18 protein-coding genes are annotated in these 18,157 nt (G+C 64.9%); 9 read left to right on the forward strand and 9 right to left on the reverse strand.

The features are described from left to right. Positions 1 to 25: 25 nt before the first annotated feature. The 4 genes from CH305_RS04515 (at position 26) to CH305_RS04530 (ending at position 5,575) form a co-directional block, all read left to right on the forward strand. Complete coding sequence (locus CH305_RS04515; protein ID WP_256983534.1) at positions 26 to 1,312, forward strand: glycosyltransferase family 2 protein; 1,287 nt, start codon at positions 26 to 28, stop codon at positions 1,310 to 1,312. After that, positions 1,293 to 3,545, forward strand: coding sequence for a hypothetical protein (locus CH305_RS04520; RefSeq protein ID WP_094702922.1), 2,253 nt, complete (start codon positions 1,293 to 1,295; stop codon positions 3,543 to 3,545). The genes CH305_RS04515 and CH305_RS04520 overlap by 20 nt, the downstream gene beginning before the upstream one ends. A gap of 213 nt (positions 3,546 to 3,758) precedes the next feature. Beyond that, a complete protein-coding gene (locus CH305_RS04525; protein ID WP_080734185.1) occupies positions 3,759 to 4,616 on the forward strand; it encodes a glycosyltransferase family 2 protein in 858 nt (285 codons plus the stop codon). Further along, the gene (locus CH305_RS04530; RefSeq protein ID WP_032405515.1) at positions 4,613 to 5,575 is read left to right on the forward strand and encodes a glycosyltransferase family 2 protein; all 963 of its coding nucleotides are present in this window, start codon (positions 4,613 to 4,615) and stop codon (positions 5,573 to 5,575) included. Before CH305_RS04525 ends, CH305_RS04530 begins: the two co-directional genes overlap by 4 nt. 43 nt (positions 5,576 to 5,618) lie before the next feature. Here CH305_RS04530 and CH305_RS04535 read toward each other — a convergent pair whose 3' ends face one another. Both CH305_RS04535 and CH305_RS04540 read right to left on the reverse strand, forming a co-directional pair. Further along, positions 5,619 to 8,057 carry a glycoside hydrolase family 2 protein gene (locus CH305_RS04535; RefSeq protein WP_094702923.1) on the reverse strand — a complete coding sequence of 813 codons (2,439 nt, stop codon included), beginning with the start codon at positions 8,055 to 8,057 and terminating at the stop codon, positions 5,619 to 5,621. Then, positions 8,054 to 9,058, reverse strand: a complete 1,005-nt coding sequence (locus CH305_RS04540) for a DUF1839 family protein (RefSeq protein ID WP_094610913.1) — start codon at positions 9,056 to 9,058, stop codon at positions 8,054 to 8,056. Before CH305_RS04540 ends, CH305_RS04535 begins: the two co-directional genes overlap by 4 nt. Before the next feature lie 357 nt (positions 9,059 to 9,415). Here CH305_RS04540 and CH305_RS04545 point away from each other — a divergent pair, with 357 nt between their 5' ends. Further along, positions 9,416 to 10,354: an endonuclease/exonuclease/phosphatase family protein gene (locus CH305_RS04545; protein ID WP_094702982.1), complete on the forward strand. Its 939-nt coding sequence runs from the start codon at positions 9,416 to 9,418 to the stop codon at positions 10,352 to 10,354. A gap of 23 nt (positions 10,355 to 10,377) precedes the next feature. Here the strand turns inward: CH305_RS04545 and CH305_RS04550 are convergent, their stop codons facing one another. Further along, complete coding sequence (locus tag CH305_RS04550) at positions 10,378 to 11,739, reverse strand: Hsp70 family protein (RefSeq protein WP_052057766.1); 1,362 nt, start codon at positions 11,737 to 11,739, stop codon at positions 10,378 to 10,380. A 153-nt stretch (positions 11,740 to 11,892) separates the two neighbouring features. On the opposite strand from CH305_RS04550, the gene CH305_RS04555 reads away from it, so the two are divergent. Beyond that, on the forward strand, positions 11,893 to 12,402 hold the full coding sequence (locus tag CH305_RS04555) for a low molecular weight phosphatase family protein (RefSeq protein WP_080734186.1): 510 nt from the start codon (positions 11,893 to 11,895) through the stop codon (positions 12,400 to 12,402). Positions 12,403 to 12,492: 90 nt separating this feature from the next. Beyond that, positions 12,493 to 12,864 (forward strand): hypothetical protein, encoded by a 372-nt coding sequence (locus tag CH305_RS04560; protein ID WP_032376185.1) that lies wholly within the window; start codon positions 12,493 to 12,495, stop codon positions 12,862 to 12,864. Positions 12,865 to 12,868: 4 nt separating this feature from the next. On the opposite strand, the gene CH305_RS04565 is transcribed toward CH305_RS04560, so the two are convergent. From CH305_RS04565 to CH305_RS04575, 3 genes are read right to left on the reverse strand one after another with little or no spacing between them, the layout of a single operon-like run. After that, positions 12,869 to 14,656 carry an ABC transporter ATP-binding protein gene (locus tag CH305_RS04565; protein ID WP_094702924.1) on the reverse strand — a complete coding sequence of 596 codons (1,788 nt, stop codon included), beginning with the start codon at positions 14,654 to 14,656 and terminating at the stop codon, positions 12,869 to 12,871. 21 nt (positions 14,657 to 14,677) lie between these two features. Next, positions 14,678 to 15,142: an ATP-binding protein gene (locus CH305_RS04570; protein WP_052057768.1), complete on the reverse strand. Its 465-nt coding sequence runs from the start codon at positions 15,140 to 15,142 to the stop codon at positions 14,678 to 14,680. Positions 15,143 to 15,163: 21 nt separating this feature from the next. Further along, positions 15,164 to 15,499, reverse strand: coding sequence for an STAS domain-containing protein (locus CH305_RS04575; RefSeq protein WP_371828296.1), 336 nt, complete (start codon positions 15,497 to 15,499; stop codon positions 15,164 to 15,166). A 125-nt stretch (positions 15,500 to 15,624) separates the two neighbouring features. Between CH305_RS04575 and CH305_RS04580 the strand changes: the two genes are divergently transcribed. Together CH305_RS04580 and CH305_RS04585 are read left to right on the forward strand one after the other, a co-directional pair. Then, positions 15,625 to 16,020: a CrcB family protein gene (locus tag CH305_RS04580; RefSeq protein WP_094702925.1), complete on the forward strand. Its 396-nt coding sequence runs from the start codon at positions 15,625 to 15,627 to the stop codon at positions 16,018 to 16,020. Next, positions 16,017 to 16,382, forward strand: coding sequence for a CrcB family protein (locus tag CH305_RS04585; protein ID WP_032405513.1), 366 nt, complete (start codon positions 16,017 to 16,019; stop codon positions 16,380 to 16,382). The genes CH305_RS04580 and CH305_RS04585 overlap by 4 nt, the downstream gene beginning before the upstream one ends. Before the next feature lie 12 nt (positions 16,383 to 16,394). Here the strand turns inward: CH305_RS04585 and CH305_RS04590 are convergent, their stop codons facing one another. From CH305_RS04590 to CH305_RS04600, 3 genes are all read right to left on the reverse strand, one after another. Then, positions 16,395 to 16,970 (reverse strand): YdcF family protein, encoded by a 576-nt coding sequence (locus CH305_RS04590; protein WP_094610912.1) that lies wholly within the window; start codon positions 16,968 to 16,970, stop codon positions 16,395 to 16,397. A gap of 50 nt (positions 16,971 to 17,020) precedes the next feature. After that, positions 17,021 to 17,227: a hypothetical protein gene (locus CH305_RS04595; RefSeq protein ID WP_032376182.1), complete on the reverse strand. Its 207-nt coding sequence runs from the start codon at positions 17,225 to 17,227 to the stop codon at positions 17,021 to 17,023. 79 nt (positions 17,228 to 17,306) lie between these two features. Further along, a complete protein-coding gene (locus tag CH305_RS04600) occupies positions 17,307 to 18,041 on the reverse strand; it encodes a MerR family transcriptional regulator (protein WP_094702983.1) in 735 nt (244 codons plus the stop codon). Between the last annotated feature and the right edge of the window lie 116 nt (positions 18,042 to 18,157).

The following is an 18,157-nucleotide window of genomic DNA, read 5'->3' on the forward strand; positions in this document are numbered from 1 at the left end:
GTGTCACCCGAAAGGATCCCCTCCCGTGTTACCTCCCGCGCTCCCCAGACTCCAGTCTCCCGAATGGGACGGTGCCGTGTGGATCGGTGACATCGACCTGGAGCAGGATCTTCCGGAGTCTCTCGCCCTCGACGATTCCGACGGCTATCGGCGTGCCCGGCTGTTGATCCGACGTGGACTGGACCCGCTCGGCTTCGTCGAACTCGATGTCGTCGACGGCGCGGTCGCGGCAGAAGACGCGCGACGAGCGGCCATGTCTCTCGCGCAGGTTCCGATGCCCGAGGCTCTGCCGGAACCCGGCCGGTCACTGCCCCCGATCACGGTGGTGATCTGCACCCGTGATCGGGTCGATCACCTGAAGGGCGCGCTCGCATCGGTGTCCGCTCTGGAATACCCGGATTTCGAGGTGGTCGTCGTCGACAACGCCTCTCCGACCGATGCGACGCAGCAGTACGTCCACGGTCTGAGCGACAAGCGCATTCGCGTCGTGTCCGAACCGACGGCAGGGCTGTCGAGGGCGAGGAACACGGGTTTGCGTGCGGCGAGAAACACCATCGTCGCGTTCACCGACGACGACGTCGCGGTGGATGCGAAGTGGTTGCAGAGCATCGCGCGCGGTTTCGCACGAGCCGACCGGGTGACGTGCGTGTCCGGGATCGTGCCGAGCGGGGAGATCAGAACCCAGGCTCAGGCGTACTTCGACCGCCGTGTCGGGTGGGCGAGTTCGGTCACGCCTCGGGTCTACGACCTGAAGAACCCCCCGGACGACGTACCGCTGTTCCCGTTCCAAGTCGGCATGTACGGAACCGGGGCCAATTTCGCCGTGGACCGCGGACGGATGTTCGATCTGGGAGGATTCGACGAGGCGTTGGGAGTCGGCTCCCCGACCAACGGCGGTGAGGACCTCGACATGTTCTTTCGAGTACTGATGGCGGGCGACAAGCTGGTGTACGAGCCCGCGGCCATCGTGTGGCACCGGCACCGCGCCGATTCGGAGGCATTGGCGGTGCAGGCCCGCGGTTACGGCCTCGGCCTCGGTGCCTGGCTGTACACCGTCGCCACGAACCGCAGATCTGCGACGCTCGCGGCCACGGTGGCGTTCCGCCGGCTCGGCAGCGCAATTCGATTGTCGGCCAAAATGAGCAAGGTCGCGTCACCTCCGGACGATCTCGCAGCCGACCTACCGGACGGCATCGGCCAAATGGAATTGTTGTCCATCGCCAAGGGCCCCGCGGCCATTCGGCGCAGCAGGCGCGAAGGTCGCGAGCGCACTCCGTTGGCGGGGGTGAGTCGTGAGCCGGTCCTCGACTGATTCCGGCCACCGGTCCCTCGGGGACCTGCGGCACAAGCTGTTCGTCCCGTCCGACTGGACCTTCGAATGGCCCGTCGGCACAACCGATACCGCTGCCGGCACGACGCGACGCGCGGGCAGTCGACTGCGCTACGCCGACATCGCCGTTCTGGCAGCGGGGTCCGGTCTGGCCTCGATGATCGCGCTGCCCACGCTCGTTCGCGTCGTGCTGCTCACCGTCCTGTTGTTCTTCGGTCCGGGTGCGGCAATTCTGTCGTGGGTTCGCATCCCCCGCACCGCGGTTCCGGCTGCCCTGCCGATTCTGAGCATCTCGGTGGTGACACTGATGGTGTCGGCGGCGATGTGGGGATACCGCTGGTCGCCCCGGATGTGGACGTTGTGGCTGTGTCTGGCCCTGATCGGCTCGTCGGTGCTGTGGTACCGCAAGCACGGTCGTCCCGACCTGCCCGAGTGGATCGTGCACACACGTGCGGTCGTCTCACCGTCGTCACGCGCCGCGGCCTTCGCGTCGACCAAGTTCGTGCTGACCGACCGAGACACACTGCGCCGCAACGTTGCCGGCCTGATTCTCGCATTGGCCTTCTTTCTGTGGCTGCCGATGCTGCCCGGTCTCGAACGAGCGACGTACTCGCAGTTCGGGTTGCTGACCGCCGGCACCGGCCCGGGGCTCGTGCTGTGCATGGTCCTGATCATCGCTGCATTCCTGATCGCACTGCGGCGGAATCAGCTGCGCACCATGATGGTCGCGGTCGGCCTCGCCATCGTGGTGCAACGATTCACCGTCACACTTATCACGTCCGCACCGATCTACGACTGGACGTACAAGCACGTCGCCGTCACCGAATTCGTCCTCGACCTGAACCGGCTGGCCCCGAGCGGGGTCGACATCTACAGCGAGTGGCCCAGCTTCTTCCTCGTCTCGGCGTGGTTCCAGCACGTCACCGGCTACGACACGCTGTCGCTGGCACACGTGTTCGCGCCGATGATCCACGTGGTGCTCGCCGCGTGCATCTACGGTTTGGCCCGAGTCATGAAGTTCACCGAGCGGGCCGCCGTCACCGCCGCGATGCTCGCCGAGGTCATCAACTGGGTGGGCCAGGACTACTACTCCCCGCAGGCCTGGGCGCTGCTGCTCGCCGTCGGCTTCCTGGCGCTGCTGATGTCCTCGCAGCTGACCCGATCCGCGGCGTTTCTGTCGATCGTTCCGTTCGCAGCGCTGGTGCCGACGCATCAGTTGACTCCGTACTGGTTGATGGCCGTCACCGGGGTACTGCTGGTGACGCGACGAGCCAAGCCGTGGTGGCTGATGATTCCGCTCGGCGTCATCCTGCTGGGGTACCTGTATCCACGGTTGCCGATCGTGGCACCGTACGGGCTCTTCCAGGGGTTCGATCCGGTTCAGAACGCGGCGAGCAACGTCCAGGAAGAGGGCGTGCTGGGCAAACAGATCACGTCACTGGTCTGCCGGGCGCTGTCCGGCGGGGTGTTCGGCCTGGCGTTCGTCTCGGCGATCTACGCCTGGCGTACCAAGAAGACGTTCTGGGCCCCGATGGTGATGGCATTCGGTTCGATCATGCTGCTCGCCGGGCAGAGCTACGGCGGCGAGGCGATCTTCCGGGTGTACCTCTACGCGATCCCCGGGTGCGTTCTGTTGATCACGCCGATGTTCCTCGCCTTGTTCGACCGTCAGCCGTCCCAGGACCGGCCGTCGCGGGCCCGCAGGCTCACCGCCCGTACCTCGGTCGCGGTCGCCACGGCCGGCGCGATCGGTTCGGCTGTCCTCGGCCTGCAGGCGTACTTCGGACTGTGGCCCATCGTGCTCGAGCATCGCGACCAGATCGACGATGCCCGCGCGGTGGCCGCACAGTCGCCCTCCGGTACCGCCGTCACGATGCTCTACTCCTCGGGCTACCCGGCTCGGTCGACATCGGACTACGGCCGCCTGACCGAGGCCAACGACTACTGGGACGTTCCTCTGTACGCTCTCGGCCCCGAGTACATGCAGGGGTTCCCGACGCCGGAGAAGCTCGGCCAGATCGACTACAACGCGTCGGTCAGCGAAACACCGACATACATGGTGCTGACTCGGCAGTCGCTGGAAGCGATGCACTACTACGGGTTCGTTCCCGACGACGCCGTGAACCGTTTCCGGCAGTGGTTGCGCACCAACTCGGCGTGGTCGGTTCGGTACCAGGATGCCGACACGATCGTCTACCAGTACCGATCTCGGTAACCGGATCACAAACTATGACGAGCGTCTCCAAACAATCTTCCAGTTGGTTTGTTTGCGGCTTGACAATCTCGTCGCATCTTTTAAGCTTGCTATCAGTCAATGGAAACAGGTTCTAACGCTTTACAACAAGCGTCAAGACACTGTCTGTGGATGCGGCGGGGGTCGTTTCACGGAGCTCGGAGACATCTGCCCATCGCACTCGACCCCTGTGGAATGGATATGTTGAATCGTCAGAATCCCCGCGTCAGTGTCGTCATCCCGACGCTCAACGAGGCCGCGAACCTTCGCCATGTCCTCCCCCTGCTCTCCCACGACTACGAGCTCGTGCTCGTCGACGGTGGATCCGTCGACGGCACCATCGATGCCGCTCGCGAGATCCGCGGCGACATCCGCATCATCAAGCAGACCCGCAAGGGCAAGGGCAATGCGCTCGCCTGTGGCTTCGAAGCTGCCACCGGGGACATCATCGTCATGTTCGACGCCGACGGTTCGGCCGATGCTGCCGAGATCCCGCGCTTCGTCGAGGCCTTGATCGCCGGCGCAGACTTCGCCAAGGGCAGCCGGTTCTGCGAAGGCGGCGGCAGCCACGACATCACGCCGTTGCGTCGCGCCGGCAACGGCGGCCTGCACCTGGTGGCGAACACGCTGTTCGGAACCCGCTTCTCCGATCTCTGCTACGGCTACAACGCCTTCTGGCGCGACCTGGTGCCGGTGCTGGATCTGCCCGTCGTCGATCAGCCCGGAGCCGAGGGCATGATGCTCTGGGGCGACGGCTTCGAGATCGAGACCATCATCAACTGCCGCTTCGCCGAGGCTTCGGTTCGCATCGAAGAGGTGCCGAGCGTCGAACTGGCCCGGATCTACGGCCAGAGCAACCTGCGCACCTTCTCCGACGGCTTCCGAGTACTGCGCACGCTGATGACCGAGCGCATGCGGGCTCGCCGCATCAAGCGCAAGTCCATCGTTCGTCCGTTGCGTGAGTCGATCGACGCTCGTACCGACATGGACCTCGAGTTCGAGGCCCTGGAGTCGTACAACGAGGTACTCGAACTGCGCGAGAGGACGGCGTGAGTCTGCCGACTTCCTCGGTCGTCATCTGCGCGTACACGTTGGCTCGGTGGTCCGAACTTCGGACCGCCGTGCGTGCCGTCCTCGATCAGGCCGTACCGGCCGATGAGTTGATCGTCGTCATCGATCACAACGCACAGCTGGCCGAGCGCGCACGCGAGGAGTTCCTGCCGCTGCACGACACCGTGAACGTGGTGGAGAACAACCACCCGCGCGGCTTGTCCGGTGCGCGCAACACCTCTCTGGATCTCGCTACCGGTGACATCGTCGTCTTCCTGGACGACGACGCGTCACCGCGCACCACAGAGTGGCTCGGAGCCATTCTGTCCCATTACTCGGACGATGCCGTGTACGCCGTTGGGGGCTCTGCATACCCGGTATGGCCGGACAAACGTCCGGCCTTCTTACCGGCCGAGGTAGTGGGTGAACCCGGCGAACTCGATTGGGTCGTCGGGTGCACCTACCGCGGGCAGCCAACGGAAACCGCTCAGGTCCGCAACCTCATGGGCGCGAACATGTCGTTCCGCCGCGAACCGGTCGTCGCACTCGGCGGATTCGTCTCCGGCATCGGCCGAATCGGTCGCGTTCCGCTCGGCTGCGAGGAAACGGAACTGTGCATCCGTCTACGCCAGACGCATCCCGATGCCCAGATCGTGTTCGATCCCTCGATCGTCGTCGATCACACGGTCAGCGCAGACCGCACTCGTCCGCGCTACCTCATCACACGCAGCTACGCCGAGGGCGTCTCGAAGGCAGCTATCGCCCGCTTGATCGGGGCCGAGGACGCCCTGTCCTCGGAGCGGGCCTACACCGCCAAGATCCTGCCTCGCGCAGTCGGTCGCGAAACCAGTGCCGCTGCCCGCGGTAATCCGGTGCGCGCCTGGGGTGCGATGGCCGTGGTGGCAAGCGTCGGCGCGGCCGGAATCGGCTATGCCCGAGGCAAACTCAGCACGAGCCGCTAGCGGCACGTGCGCGGCTTGGGCCATGGACCGACTTCGTAGTCCACTACGAAGTTCTGTTCACGACCGTCGGTGCCACCGAGGCCCGCTCCACGGAGTTCAGCGCACGCACATGCCCACGTGGTGCAGTCGCCCCACCACCGACAAGAGTCAACGTCCGGGGTTCGTTCGGTGCCAGGTGGAACCACGAGTCGGACACCTGGTAATCGTCGATGTCGACACAGACGTACTGCGCTGCCCACTCGGATCTGACTGTCAATTCCCATGTACCGGAACACTTTTCGGTGACCTCGGCCGACAGCCCCACAGTGTTCTGACGGGCCTGCGGGCCGACGAGCACGGTGGTTCGCGTCACCTCCACCCCACTGGCGTCCAGGAATGCAGCGGTGACGGCGGAGTATGTTCGGCGGCCGAAGCGGTAAGCATGATTGAGGTCGGTGAACGTGCCGACGATGGAGTCCACCGTCAGCGCCACCGAGGAGTTCGTGCCCACCTTCACCGACTGCTCGAATTCGTGACTGCCCCGAGACGCGTGCAGCACCACTCGAACGGTGCCCGTGCGCGCCGGGCCGTCGTTGGCCACTTCCACCGAGTAACCGTCGAGTCCGTTGTCGGACAACAGTAGGGCCACCGGCGTGCTCGCCCGCGCCAATGCGTAGAAGGGCGCTTTCGGTACACCGGCGCTATCGACTATGCCCCAGCCGGCACCGGGAACCGTATCCCGCAACGTGAGCACCAGGGCACCGGCGCACCCCGAGGACGCCCGACGCCAATGGCCGAATGCTTCCGTGAACGCTTCGACCGTCGCGGCCCTGCCGTAATCGAGGTACAGCTCGGCGTCGTCCCGGCGAATCAGATGCGGATCGACTCCGAAGATGCTGCGTACGTAGTGATCTCGCACGTCCTCGAAATCCCAGGACGAGCCGCGATCGCGTGGAACGGCAGCTTTCCATTCCGGGTGGTGGCCGGCAACTGCGGCGGACCCGAAGAACCTCTCCACCGACGCTCGCTCCGGAGGAACGGCAAAAGCCAGACACTCTGCCGCGAAACGTACACCGGCGGTGCGGATATCGGACAACGGGCGGAGATAGCCGCCGACCCCGAAGTAGTGGGCGATACCGTCGCCCACATGCGTGTGCAATTCCCCCTGCACACCGGACGGGCTCGATGTCACATACGCCGCCGCGGGCAGGCGACCGGCCAGAATGTCGGGAACAACGCTGTCCAGCATCTCCATTCGCTGATCGTCGGCGGCAAGCCCCAGCATCGTCGGTTGCTGCTGCGTCTCGCTTCCCCCACTGACGACCATCAGGGCGGGGTTCGCCGACACGGTATCGGCCAACGCGTCGAGCTCGCGGGTGACCGACGCCGTGAAGGTCTCGTCGGTGGGCGGGTCGACGGTGCCGAACATGACGTCCTGCCACACCATGATGCCCAGTTCTGCACACAGCGACCAGAATTCGGGCTGCTCGTACACCAGGGTGCCGACCACCCTCACCATGTTCAGACCCGCGGATCGGAGCTGTTCGAGCGCGGCACGCAGTTCCGCCTCCGAGGACCACAACCGCACCGGATTCAGCGGCGTCCACGTTCCACCTCGGCAGAACACGTCCGCTCCGTTGACCACGAGTTGCGCGCCGCCCGCGGTGCGGTCCAGCTCCACCGTACGAAACCCGACGACCCCCATGCGATGAACGGTGCCGTCGATCTCGAGCGCCACCCGGTACGTTCGCGGTCGGCCGTGCGTGTGCGGCCACCAGAGTTCGACATCCGGCAACGTCAGAGTCGAATCGATGCGCTCGACCGTGCCGAGCTCGACTGTGTGAACCGGAGACACGGTGTCGTCGATCACGATTCGCGCGTCTCGTGGCGAATCCAGCTCGGCGCGCAGAACCACGATCCCGTCCGTGCCGGACACAGCTGCCGACAGTTCGCTGCGACGAACATCGGGAATCGGCGCCATCGACACCGGACGCCATGGTCCGACGGCGATCGGAAGGGGCCCGTACACGGGTGCCCGGCCGAGCATCGTCGTGCGCACGTGCCGAAGCCCTTGCGCTGCAATCAACGACGATCGCCATCGCCCGCGTGGACGTCGGGACTTCAGTTGCGCAGCAAGCGATTCGACGTGCAGGGCAATACGAACTGTGGGGCCGCATTCGGTCAGATCGACGATCTCGGGAACGAACATCGACGTCACCGTTCGGCGGTGGCTGCCGTCGATCCAGATCTGGGCACGAGTTGCGATGCCGCCGAACGTCACTCGCACCCGACGGTGGTCGGCGGTGGAGACCTCCGCGACGAACCACCAGTCGTGATCGTCCGGGTTCACTCCGGAAAGCGACGCGCCGAGGGCCGACGCCACCGTTCCTGGCACCTCCGCATCGATCCACTCCAGATCGGCGGGTAGATCACCGGGGTCGAGAACGGAGCCGGCGTCGGTTCTGGCCAGCTGCCACCGAGCGCCGTCGAGCAGATCGATCACGTGCCCACTGCGCCTGCAACGAGATCCATGGCTGCCGCCCAGTTCTTGCTCATCTCGATCAGCGGCTCGTCGAGCACGACGTCTCGGCCACGTGCGGCGCGTGCCATTCGGAATTGCACGGCTTTGGCACCGGAGGCGGCATCGCGGAAGTGTGGTGCTGCCGCGGCAGCACCGGGCGCGCCGCGGCCGTCGAGGTATTCGACGTAATTCGCCGCGAGCTCCGCGGTGGCTCCGAATTGGCGGAGCAGTCCGAACGACCACAGGTGGAATGCGTCGGGCCCGGCGGTTTGGACGAGCGGAATGTCGGCCACGATGCGCCGAGCAAGCGCGTCGACCGGGTTTCCCGGTGCCCGCCGTGCCAGGTGCGCGCGAGCGACGTCGAGGTCTCGATCACCGAATCCGGCATCGAGTACCGCAGAGTCCACGCGGATCTGCTCGACGTAGGGCAGCAACACCTCGGCATGCGGTTCGGGAGCGAGGTTGAAGATCCCGTCGAAGTCGGCCCCGGTGAGATCGAAGTACCCGCGATTGTGGAAGTACCCCATCACCTTGTCCTCGCGGTTGACGAGGTTCGGCACGATGGTGGTCTTGGTGTGTTGGTTTCGGTAGCTGGTGCCTGCGGTGTCGGGCAGCCAGAAGCCGTCGACTTCGACGGTAACGTGGATGCCGTCGTTCAGACCCTCGACCACATGCTCGAGCACGGGCCGCCACACGTTCATCTCAGCCACGTCGATGCCGTAGAGGGTGCGCAGGTCCTCGGGCATGATCTTCACGAAGTCCCATTGCCTGCCGTCGCACCCGGCGCTGAGCACGAACGCCAGAGCGGGAGTGGGATCCGCGCCGAGAGAGTGCAGAACCTCTATCCAGAGATCGACGTAACAGTTGGTTTCGGTCCAGATGCGGTCGTGGTTGTGAATCGGGTGCGGTCGGTACGTGATGGGGTCCAGCTCGAGGACCCGTAATCCGGTTCCGAGCCTGTCCAGCACTGCATCGTTCGACATGAAGCCTCTCCTACCGGATCGAATGTCGGACGGTCCCCGAGCCGCATTTGTCCGTATTGCCTGTATCCAGGCCCCTAATCCTATCGACTGGATTTATTATTCGCACAGGATCGGACGGTAAGATTGTTTTTGTCCGGCGAACTATTTTCTGGGCCACCATCTCGACAGAAGCGGTATCGGACCCCGAAAACGAGGGCAGTCACACAGCGAACAGTTGGTTCCACGCCGGTAATGCCGGTGCGCAGCTTGTTCGTGATGGCACTTGCATATCGGCTCTGAGCTGGGCACATGCCGAGTGTAGACAACACCAGACACATCCATGCCCAACTCGGGCACGCAACAGGAGGTACCGCGGCGATGCGCCGTTTCATTCGCACCGCAGCGCAGGTCGTTGGCTGGGCTCTGGTCGCCGTGACCCTCGGAATGTTCGTCATCCGGCAAGTCGGAGTGACCGAGATCTCCTTCGTGGCGCTGGTAGTCGGAGCTCCGTATCTGGGCGTGGCCTCCCTCGCCGCAGTGATCCTCTTCGCCGCTGCCCGCGCCCGCGTCGGGTCGGCAGTCGCTGTGCTGCTCACCATCGCTGTCGTCGGAGTGCAGGTGCCGATGTTCCTGGCCGACGGGCCGGACAACTCCGGCCCCGAGCTGTCCCTGTTGACCGTCAACGTCGCGCATGGGGACGCCGACGCTGCAGCCATCGTCGACGCCGTCCGTGACCACGATGTCGACATCCTCGCCGTCCAGGAACTGACACCCGAGGAAGTGACCGATCTGCAGGCTGCGGGTATCGACGAACTACTCCCGTTCTCCTTCACCGCAGCTCTGCCGGTGGCCGACGGCACCGGCCTGTGGAGCCGCACCCCACTGACCGAGGGCACCCGTCTCGACAACTTCGGCTTCGTGCCGGTACAGGCCCACACCACCGTCGACGGGCAGGATCTGACTCTCGTCTCGTTCCATGCGATGTCGCCGGCAACACCCAGGCACACCGCCGAATGGGATGCCGACCTGGCCAGGATGCGGTCGATCATGGAGACCTACCAGGACACCGCAATTGTTGCCGGAGACTTCAACGCCACCAACGATCACCGGCAGTTCCGAACGTTGGCGTCGACTCCGTTCTCCGACGCGGCCGACGCAGCGGGCTCGGGCCTGTTCCGCACGTTCCCTTCGGAGCGCCCACTGGCCCGCCTGGATCATGTGGTGACAAGCGATTCCGTTCGTGCCCTGTCGGTCCAGCCGCTCGCGATCCCCGAGAGCGATCACCTGGCGGTTCTCGCCGAGTTGCAGCTGCCCTGATCGCGGCCTGACGCCGAAGCGGGCTAGAAGCGCGGCAGTTGGATGACCGGTGGTGCCGGCAACTGGATCTGCGGAAGCTGAATCTGAGGAAGGCCGGGGATCAGCGGTGCCGGGGCGGGTGCGGGCGCGGGTGCAGCCGGCGGATCGTATTCCGGCTCGGAATAGGTGCGCGCCGGAGCCTGGGCGGCCTCGGTCGTGGGCGGCACCGTGGTAGTGGTGGGTGGCGCCGTGGTGGGCGGAACCGTTGTTCTCGGCGTGGTGGGCACCGCCGTGATCGGAGCGGTCGTTTCCGCTGGAGCGCTCGTCGGCTGCGTCGAACCACCGCCGTACCCGAGAGACAAGCCGAGCGCGGCAACGGCAACGAGACCGCCCGCGACGAGCACCGCGCCGCGGACCTTGCGCTTGGAGTCGGCCGGCTTGTCGGTCGCGGGATCGGGGCTCAACCAATCCGGAGCTCCGGACAACGATGCGGGCTCGGACGACGACTGCCGAACGCCCGGGGCCGGAGTGGGCTGACGCGGCGCGTCGGCAACCGGAGTCGCCAGCAGTGCCGCTCCGCGGGCGGCGACGGATTCCGGATCTGCGGGGGTGATGACAGGAAGGCCGATCCACGCGCTGAGAATCGACTCCACCAGCGGAATACGCGCTCCGCCACCGATGAGGACAAGAGCGTCGACGTGCTTCGGTGACCGCCCGATGACGTCGCGCACCAACCGAGCCGAGTACTCGATCGGAACGGTGACCAGCGACTCGAACGCCTCACGAGAGATCAGAATGACGCCGCCGTCACCGGGCAGGCACACCGCGCCACTGGTCGACAGCTGCTCCTTGGCCACGCGGCACCGCGCGGTGAACTGGCTCAGTTCCTGATTGTCGGCAATGTCGACGCCTTGCTTGGCGAGCTGGTTGTCCGAGATGAGCCGATCGAAGTCGTCACCACTGATGTCGATGGTGCGCTCGGCCAGCAGCACCTGGCCGGTGCCGCGGTCGATGACGCTGATCGTCAACCCGGAGCTACCGAGGTCGTAGAGCCCGATCGTGCCGAAGTGGCCCAGTTCGCCCGATGCCTCCAGATACTGCAACGCCGCACGCGCCTCGGGCACCAGCCGGTAGTTGTAGAGCCGCTGGCTCGCCATCGCCTGCTGGATCTCACCGAACTGCTGCTGGTCGCGGTACGCCACTCCGGTTGCCTGCACGGGGCCGCCGTCACCCGGTTGCGACAGCACCACCCCGATCGACTCGGCCGCCAACTCCTCGGCGCGATCCCAGTAAGCGTCGACGGTGTCGTGGTGAAAACCCAGACGACCCGAATTCTGCGGGCGCGCGTCAGGGCGAGCCATGCGCACCGCACTGGCTCCCACCGACACACCGAGAACTTCGGTCATTACCCGCCTCTTGTCGATTTCCCCGTGAACACACGCCGAGACCCGATGTCACGAACCAGTCTCGATCCCCCCGAAGGCACACTGTAGCGCGTCCCGCGACTGCGCCCCAGTGGACGCAACATCTCGCGTCGACCACACCATTACAGTTGCCGCATGCGCGTTCTGTTCGTCTGCACCGGGAACATCTGCCGATCTCCGACGGCCGAGCGACTCGCTGCCGCATTCGCCCACGAAGGCGGCTTCGATGTGACTGCGAGCAGCGCCGGAACCCAGGGTTTGACCGGTCACGCCATGGACCCGACGGCGGCGATGGTGCTGACTCAGCTCGGCGGCGATCCGGACGGTTTTGTTGCCCGACGCCTCACCCCGGCGATCGCCGCCGACGCAGACCTGGTCCTGACGATGACGTCCGCCCATCGCGACGCCGTTCTGGCCCTCGCACCGCGGCAGATGCGTCGGACATTCACCCTCCTCGAAGCATCCGGCCTGGCCGCTGCGTCGGGTGCACAGTCGATTGCGGCTCTCGCGGATGCGCGGGCGGTGCATCGGGTCGACACTCTGGACATCGGAGATCCGTACCGCCGTGAGCCCTCGGAGTACGAGCTGGCCGGAGAACTGATCGCGGACGCGTTGCCCACCGTGCTGCGGTTGACGCCGCAATGAACGTCCACCCCTCACCGCTTCGCTCGCTGAGGTAACGTTCTCGCATCATTGCCGACCATCCGGGTTCGGCCACGGCGTTAGGGTCTGTGCATGCGCGACAAGGTCATCGCGTTGGCAGCAGTGGCAAGCGCGGGAGTGGCCATCGCCGTCGGATTGACCATCGGTGCTCTGGGCGGTGCGTTCGACGACACGAGTCAGACGGTGCGTCCACCCGCACTGAAGTCGGACAACCTGAGCTCGGTCGTGTCGTCGCCGAGCTCGACCATCGTCGTCGTGCCTCCGTCCCCCACGTGGCAGGTTGCGGTGCCCACCACGGCTCGTCCCACGACGACCACTCCGGATCGGTCCGAGACGACGACGCGGAGCTCGCGTCGCACGACCGGTGCCGACCGAACGACCACCACGTCCGAGGACGAGTCGGACGACGAGACCACCACCACGGAGTCCGGTTCCGGACGCTAGCTGGTCAACTCGGGGTCGGCAGCGCGGTGGCGTCGCCGATTCGCAACGCAGCCACCAGTTCTCGGTACAGCGAATCGGAGTTCATCAGTTCCTCGTGAGTGCCGCGAGCGCGGACCACTCCGTCCTCCATCACCAGGATCGTGTCGGCATCGAGCACGGTGGACAGCCGGTGCGCGATGGTGACGACGGCGGCTTCCGACGCAATGGCTCGAATCACCTCGTGGATGGCCGCCTCGGTGCGACCGTCGACCTGTGCCGTGGCCTCGTCCAGCAGAAGAATCTCGGGCCGACGAACGATGGCTCGTGCCAACGCGATTCGTTGACGCTGACCGCCGGAGACGGTCGAGCCGATCAGATCGGTGTCCAACCCGTCGTCCAACGCACGAATGGTCGAGTCCAGGTGCACAGACTCGAGTGCCAACCAGATGTCGGCCTCACTGGCCTCGGGGTGGCTGAACAGCAGGTTGTCTCGGATCGACCCGGGGATCACCGGTGTCTCCTGCTCCACGTAGGACAGTCGGGATCGCACCTCGTCGATGGTCAGGTTGTCGTAGGGCGTGCCACCGAGCCGAATCTCACCGCTCTCGGGCGTGAGGAAACGCAGGATCAACGAGAACACGCTCGTCTTGCCTGCACCGGACGGGCCCACGATCGCCGTGTGTCCACGTGCCGGCACCTCGAGATCGATGCCGTGCACGGCGGGTTCTCGACCGGGCGCGTAGCGTGCTGTGACGCTGCGGAATTCGAGGGCGGGTGAAACCGAGTCGGTTCTCGTCGAGTTTGCTGCGCCTTCCACGCCCACCTCGGTCACCAGATCGTCTATCTGGCGGATACGTGCAGCCGCCGCCATTCCGGCCTGCAGCGCGGTGATGTTGGTGGCCAGGGTCTGAACCGGGCCCATCACTTGAAATGCATACAGCAGGAACGCAATCAGACTCGACACCGCGAGCGCTCCGGTGCTGACTCGATAGCCGCCGAGACCGAGGATCCCGATGATTGCCAGTTGAACACCGCCACCGGCGAACGTCCACGCCAGTGCCGAGATCTTCACCGCTCGCACGCTGTGCTGAGCCGACGTGCGCGCCTCGGAGATCACCCGCTCCGATTCGCGGGTCTCGGCCCTGCTCGACTTGACGGTGCGGATTGCCCGCAGGGTGCCGTCCAGAATCCCGCCCAACCGACCCACTGCTTCCTGAGACTGCCGCTGCGCCACGGCAATCGGCGGCATCAGACGCGAGAACAGAATCGCGATCGCGATAATGGCCGTCGCGATCGCACCGAGCAGAACGAGGTCGAGAACTGCCATCAGAATCAGTGCGCCCACCAAGCCCACCACACTGTTCACGATGCCCACCAACGCATTCGACGCCGCCTCACGCAGCAAAACGGTGTCGGAGGTGACTCTGGTGACGAGCTCGCCGGTGGGCCGCGTGCCGAGACTGCCGACAGTGGCTCCGAAGTACTTGCGAACGATGGACTTGCGGGCGTCGAGAACGATGCGTTCGGCCAACACCCCCAGGACGATCCACTGGAAGTACAGCACCACCGACCCCACTACGAGCAAACCGACGAGCAGCAGAATCGGCCAGATCAGTGAGGCATCGGTGCCGAGGCCATCGAGCACTCCCTTCGCGACCATCGGCGTAGCAAGGGCGGCCCCCGTTCCGACGAGACCGAGGGTCATTCCGAGCGCAAGGGTGCGGCTGTGCGGTCGAACGAACTGCCACAGCACACGAAGGTTGGGGAGAGTTATCTTCTTCTTCTCCGCTGTAGCGATCTGCATGTCGACCATGCCACCAGTGTGCCGGAGGAATCAGGTGCTACGGATCGCATCCCAGATCATGTGAACCGTCGTGCCGTTCTGATCCGAGGTGACCGCCGCGCTGTCGGCCAATGCTCGCATCAGCGGGACTCCGCGCCCGCGATTCGGATCGGAGTTGTGCGACGCCCAATCCCCGCGGTCGACAACCTTCACATCGATCCGACCGTCCGCCACCCACAACACTCGGATATCGAGAGTCCCGCGATCGGCATGATCCCGGTACGCGTGCTCGACGCTGTTCGCTATCGCCTCGTACGTTGCCAACACCACGTCGTAAGCACGATCCGGATCGACGCCCACGCTGTCCAACCACTCACCGAGCTCACGACGAATAGCCGACGCTCGATCAGCGTCGGCAGGCTCGCCGGTGAACAGCAGTTCTTTCATTCGCGTGCCTGCCGTCGAGATCGAACTGTCGGAACGTGAGTCGTCACCTCCGGAGAGTGTCGCCATCATGAGTCCTGTCTACCCAAAAGTTCAGGATCTACCCTTACGAAGTGCAACAAAAGCTTCGTCGACCGTTGCATAGATACCGAACACCTCGTCCAGACCGACCAGAGTGAGTGGACGACCGGTGGCCGGACCCTCTGCGACCACCGCAAACCCGGCCTCGCCGCCGAGTTGCTGATGGGTGGACGCCAACAGCGACATACCGGCGGACGCGAGAAATCCCACGTTGCTGAGATCGATCACCATCGCCGTCGGCGACTTCTCGAGCACGAGAGCAACCGACTCGGACAAGTCGGGAGCGGTCACCAGATCCAGTTCACCGGACACGGCCAGAACCACATCCTGATCACGCCATTCCACGATCACATCGAAGTGCTGGGGCCCGAGGCCCATGTCGTCCACAGTCACACGGCGACTTTACCCTGGTCCACCCTGGCCGACATTCTTCCGATCGGCCGAGTTGCTCGACTCCCATTAGGCTCGCTTCGGTGATCGAGGGACTGCAGGGAACGGACCGCCGTCGATCGATCGGTGAGTACCTCGCGGCCACTGTCGGCGGTGCGGTGGGTGCGGCGATGCGGTACGAGGTGTGGACGTGGCGCTTCACGCCGCGATGGCTGTTGATGAGCACGTTCGGTGTCGATGTGTTCGGCTGCCTCGTCGTCGGAGCCGCCCTGGGTTATCTGTCGGGACGATCGGCCCCGATTGCCCGCGCCGGAGTGTTCGGACTGGCATGCGGGTTCACCACCTTCAGCCTGTACGCGCTCCAGGCGGTGACGCACCGCGGTGCCTGGAACTCGGTGGTCTACCTCGTGTCGACTCCCGTGATCGCATTGATCGCCATGGCCATCGGCGCAGCTGTAACCAGACCGAGTATCCGATGACGACCATCGTCCTCGTGGCGGTCGGGGGCGGACTGGCAGCACTCCTCCAGTTCGTGTTCTCGTTCGCGATCACGTCTCGCCGCCGGTTGTCCGCGCTGAATCTCATGGCATGCGCAGCGCTGGGGCTGGTGTTCGCGATCGATCCACCGGACGCTCTCAGGTCTGTGGTCGGCGTCGGCTTCCTGGCCTCGGTGGCTCCGATGGCGGCACTGGCATCGGTCACGATCGGACTCGCCCGACGGCGGCGGTACCGGAGCGCGGCAACCTTCTTCGCCGCGAATGTCGTGGGAGGTATCGCTGCGGCGATGTTCGGATTCCTGGCCTGGAAGTCGGGCGTCACGCTCTACTACAAGATCGTCTGAGCCCCATCGGGGTCAGTCGCCCGCCGAGTCCTGGCACGACCCCTGCACGCCGGCCTTGACGAACCCCGCAATTTGGTAGAGGTACGTGAACTCCCATTCGACGAGGGAGAAGTCGTAGGCGCGTGGCGTCGGACGCATCGTGACGGTGCCGTCGAAGCACTGGTCGAAGATGTACCGGGCGCGGGGTAGGTGGTAGCGCCACGTGACGACGATGACGTGGTTCCACCCGCGCTCGCGGGCGAGCTCCTCGGTGAACATCGCCTCTCCGCGCGTGGTCGACGGAGTCGGCGGAATACACAGCACCTCGAACTCGGCCGTGGACGCCGCGCAGGCCTTCTTCATGGTGGGGTCGCTGGATCCGTACGGGTCGGAGAGCACCACCGTCTTCGCCAGACCCTGCTGGGCGAGAGAAATGCCGTAGGCCTCGCGGCCGTCGTGCTCGCCGCCGAGTACCACGATGGCATCGGCGGTGGTCAGCGGATCGACGCGGGCTTTGGTGAACGCGACGTATCCGCCCACGCCCACCAGCGACACCAATACAACCGGGATCGCGAAGGCGAGAAGCAGCAACAAGCGTCCACGGAACACCTCACCAGGTTAAGGAAGGTGTTCCGTGTACGCGCGGTCAGAGACTCGAATCACTCACTCGGCTGCGGGACGGTCACGTTGCAATCGGTGACCTCGGGGTTGACCCCGAAGTAGTTGAGCGGTCCCGCGACAACGGTCAGGGCGATGGTGCCCGCGCCCGCGCAGTTGTCGGGTGCGCTCTCGAAATCTCCACGCTGGTACGACGCGAATGCGCCGATGATCAGCCAGACGAGAACGATCAACGTTACGAACCTCATGGTGCCCCCTTAGGCGGTCAGCCGCCGTTCGGCTGTCGAGAGTTACGTATGTCCGATTGTCGCAGTCCTCAAACCGCAGTCATTCGTTCTGTCTGGACAATGTCTGCGACAGATAGTCACTCAATGCCTGTTCCTGGACGCGATCGAGGGCGCGAGCCAGCTCTGCCTGCGCAGATTTCATCGCCAGGCTACGCATCTTCTCGAACATCTCGGTCGTCTCTGCCACCTCCCCGGACTTGGGAAGCCAACCCGGACCGTGTCTCGCGGCCAGATGGTCGGTCACACTCCCCACCATCGACTCCGCGATGGCGTTCATCTTCGACGCGGTCCGCTCGTGCTGGTCCAGCAGCTGTTCGAGAGTGAAGCCGTACTGGCTCAGATCGACGAACACCTCGAGGAGAGTTGGGTCGAGGATCTCGGCCTGATCCCCGTCGATCCTGATCAGTTTCGCGTCGATCAGTCGGGCAACGATGCTGTCGTTGTCCTCACCGAGAAACTGCGCAATCAGTTCGACGGGAATGATCGTGGTCTCGGCCGACGACCACTTGCGAGTCACGATTTCCTGCAGGCCCAGGATTTCTTCCAGGTCCTTGCCCTGCTCCCAGCCAGCGAGAAAATCGGCAATGTGCGCCGAGGTGAAACCCCGCTGGAGCAGCGAGTCGATGACCTTGAGCCGCGTCAGGTGATCGTCACCGTAAATACCGACTCGTCCTCGGAGCGTGGGCGGCGGCAGTAGTCCACGTTCCTGGTACGCCCGCACGTTGCGAGTGGTCGTCTTGGCCTCTCGAGCCAAGTCGTCGATTCGATATTCCACCGAGCTCCCTACCTCCGCCGCGCGTCGACCCACAGGATATACGTCGACGACGCGGCGGAAGGAAGTTCCGAATCGGAGTCCGAACGTCATCGCAGCGACAAGCGTGCTCGCGAGCG

It is taken from the genome of Rhodococcus sp. 15-649-2-2 (assembly GCF_002258645.1).
Lineage (GTDB): Bacteria > Actinomycetota > Actinomycetes > Mycobacteriales > Mycobacteriaceae > Rhodococcoides.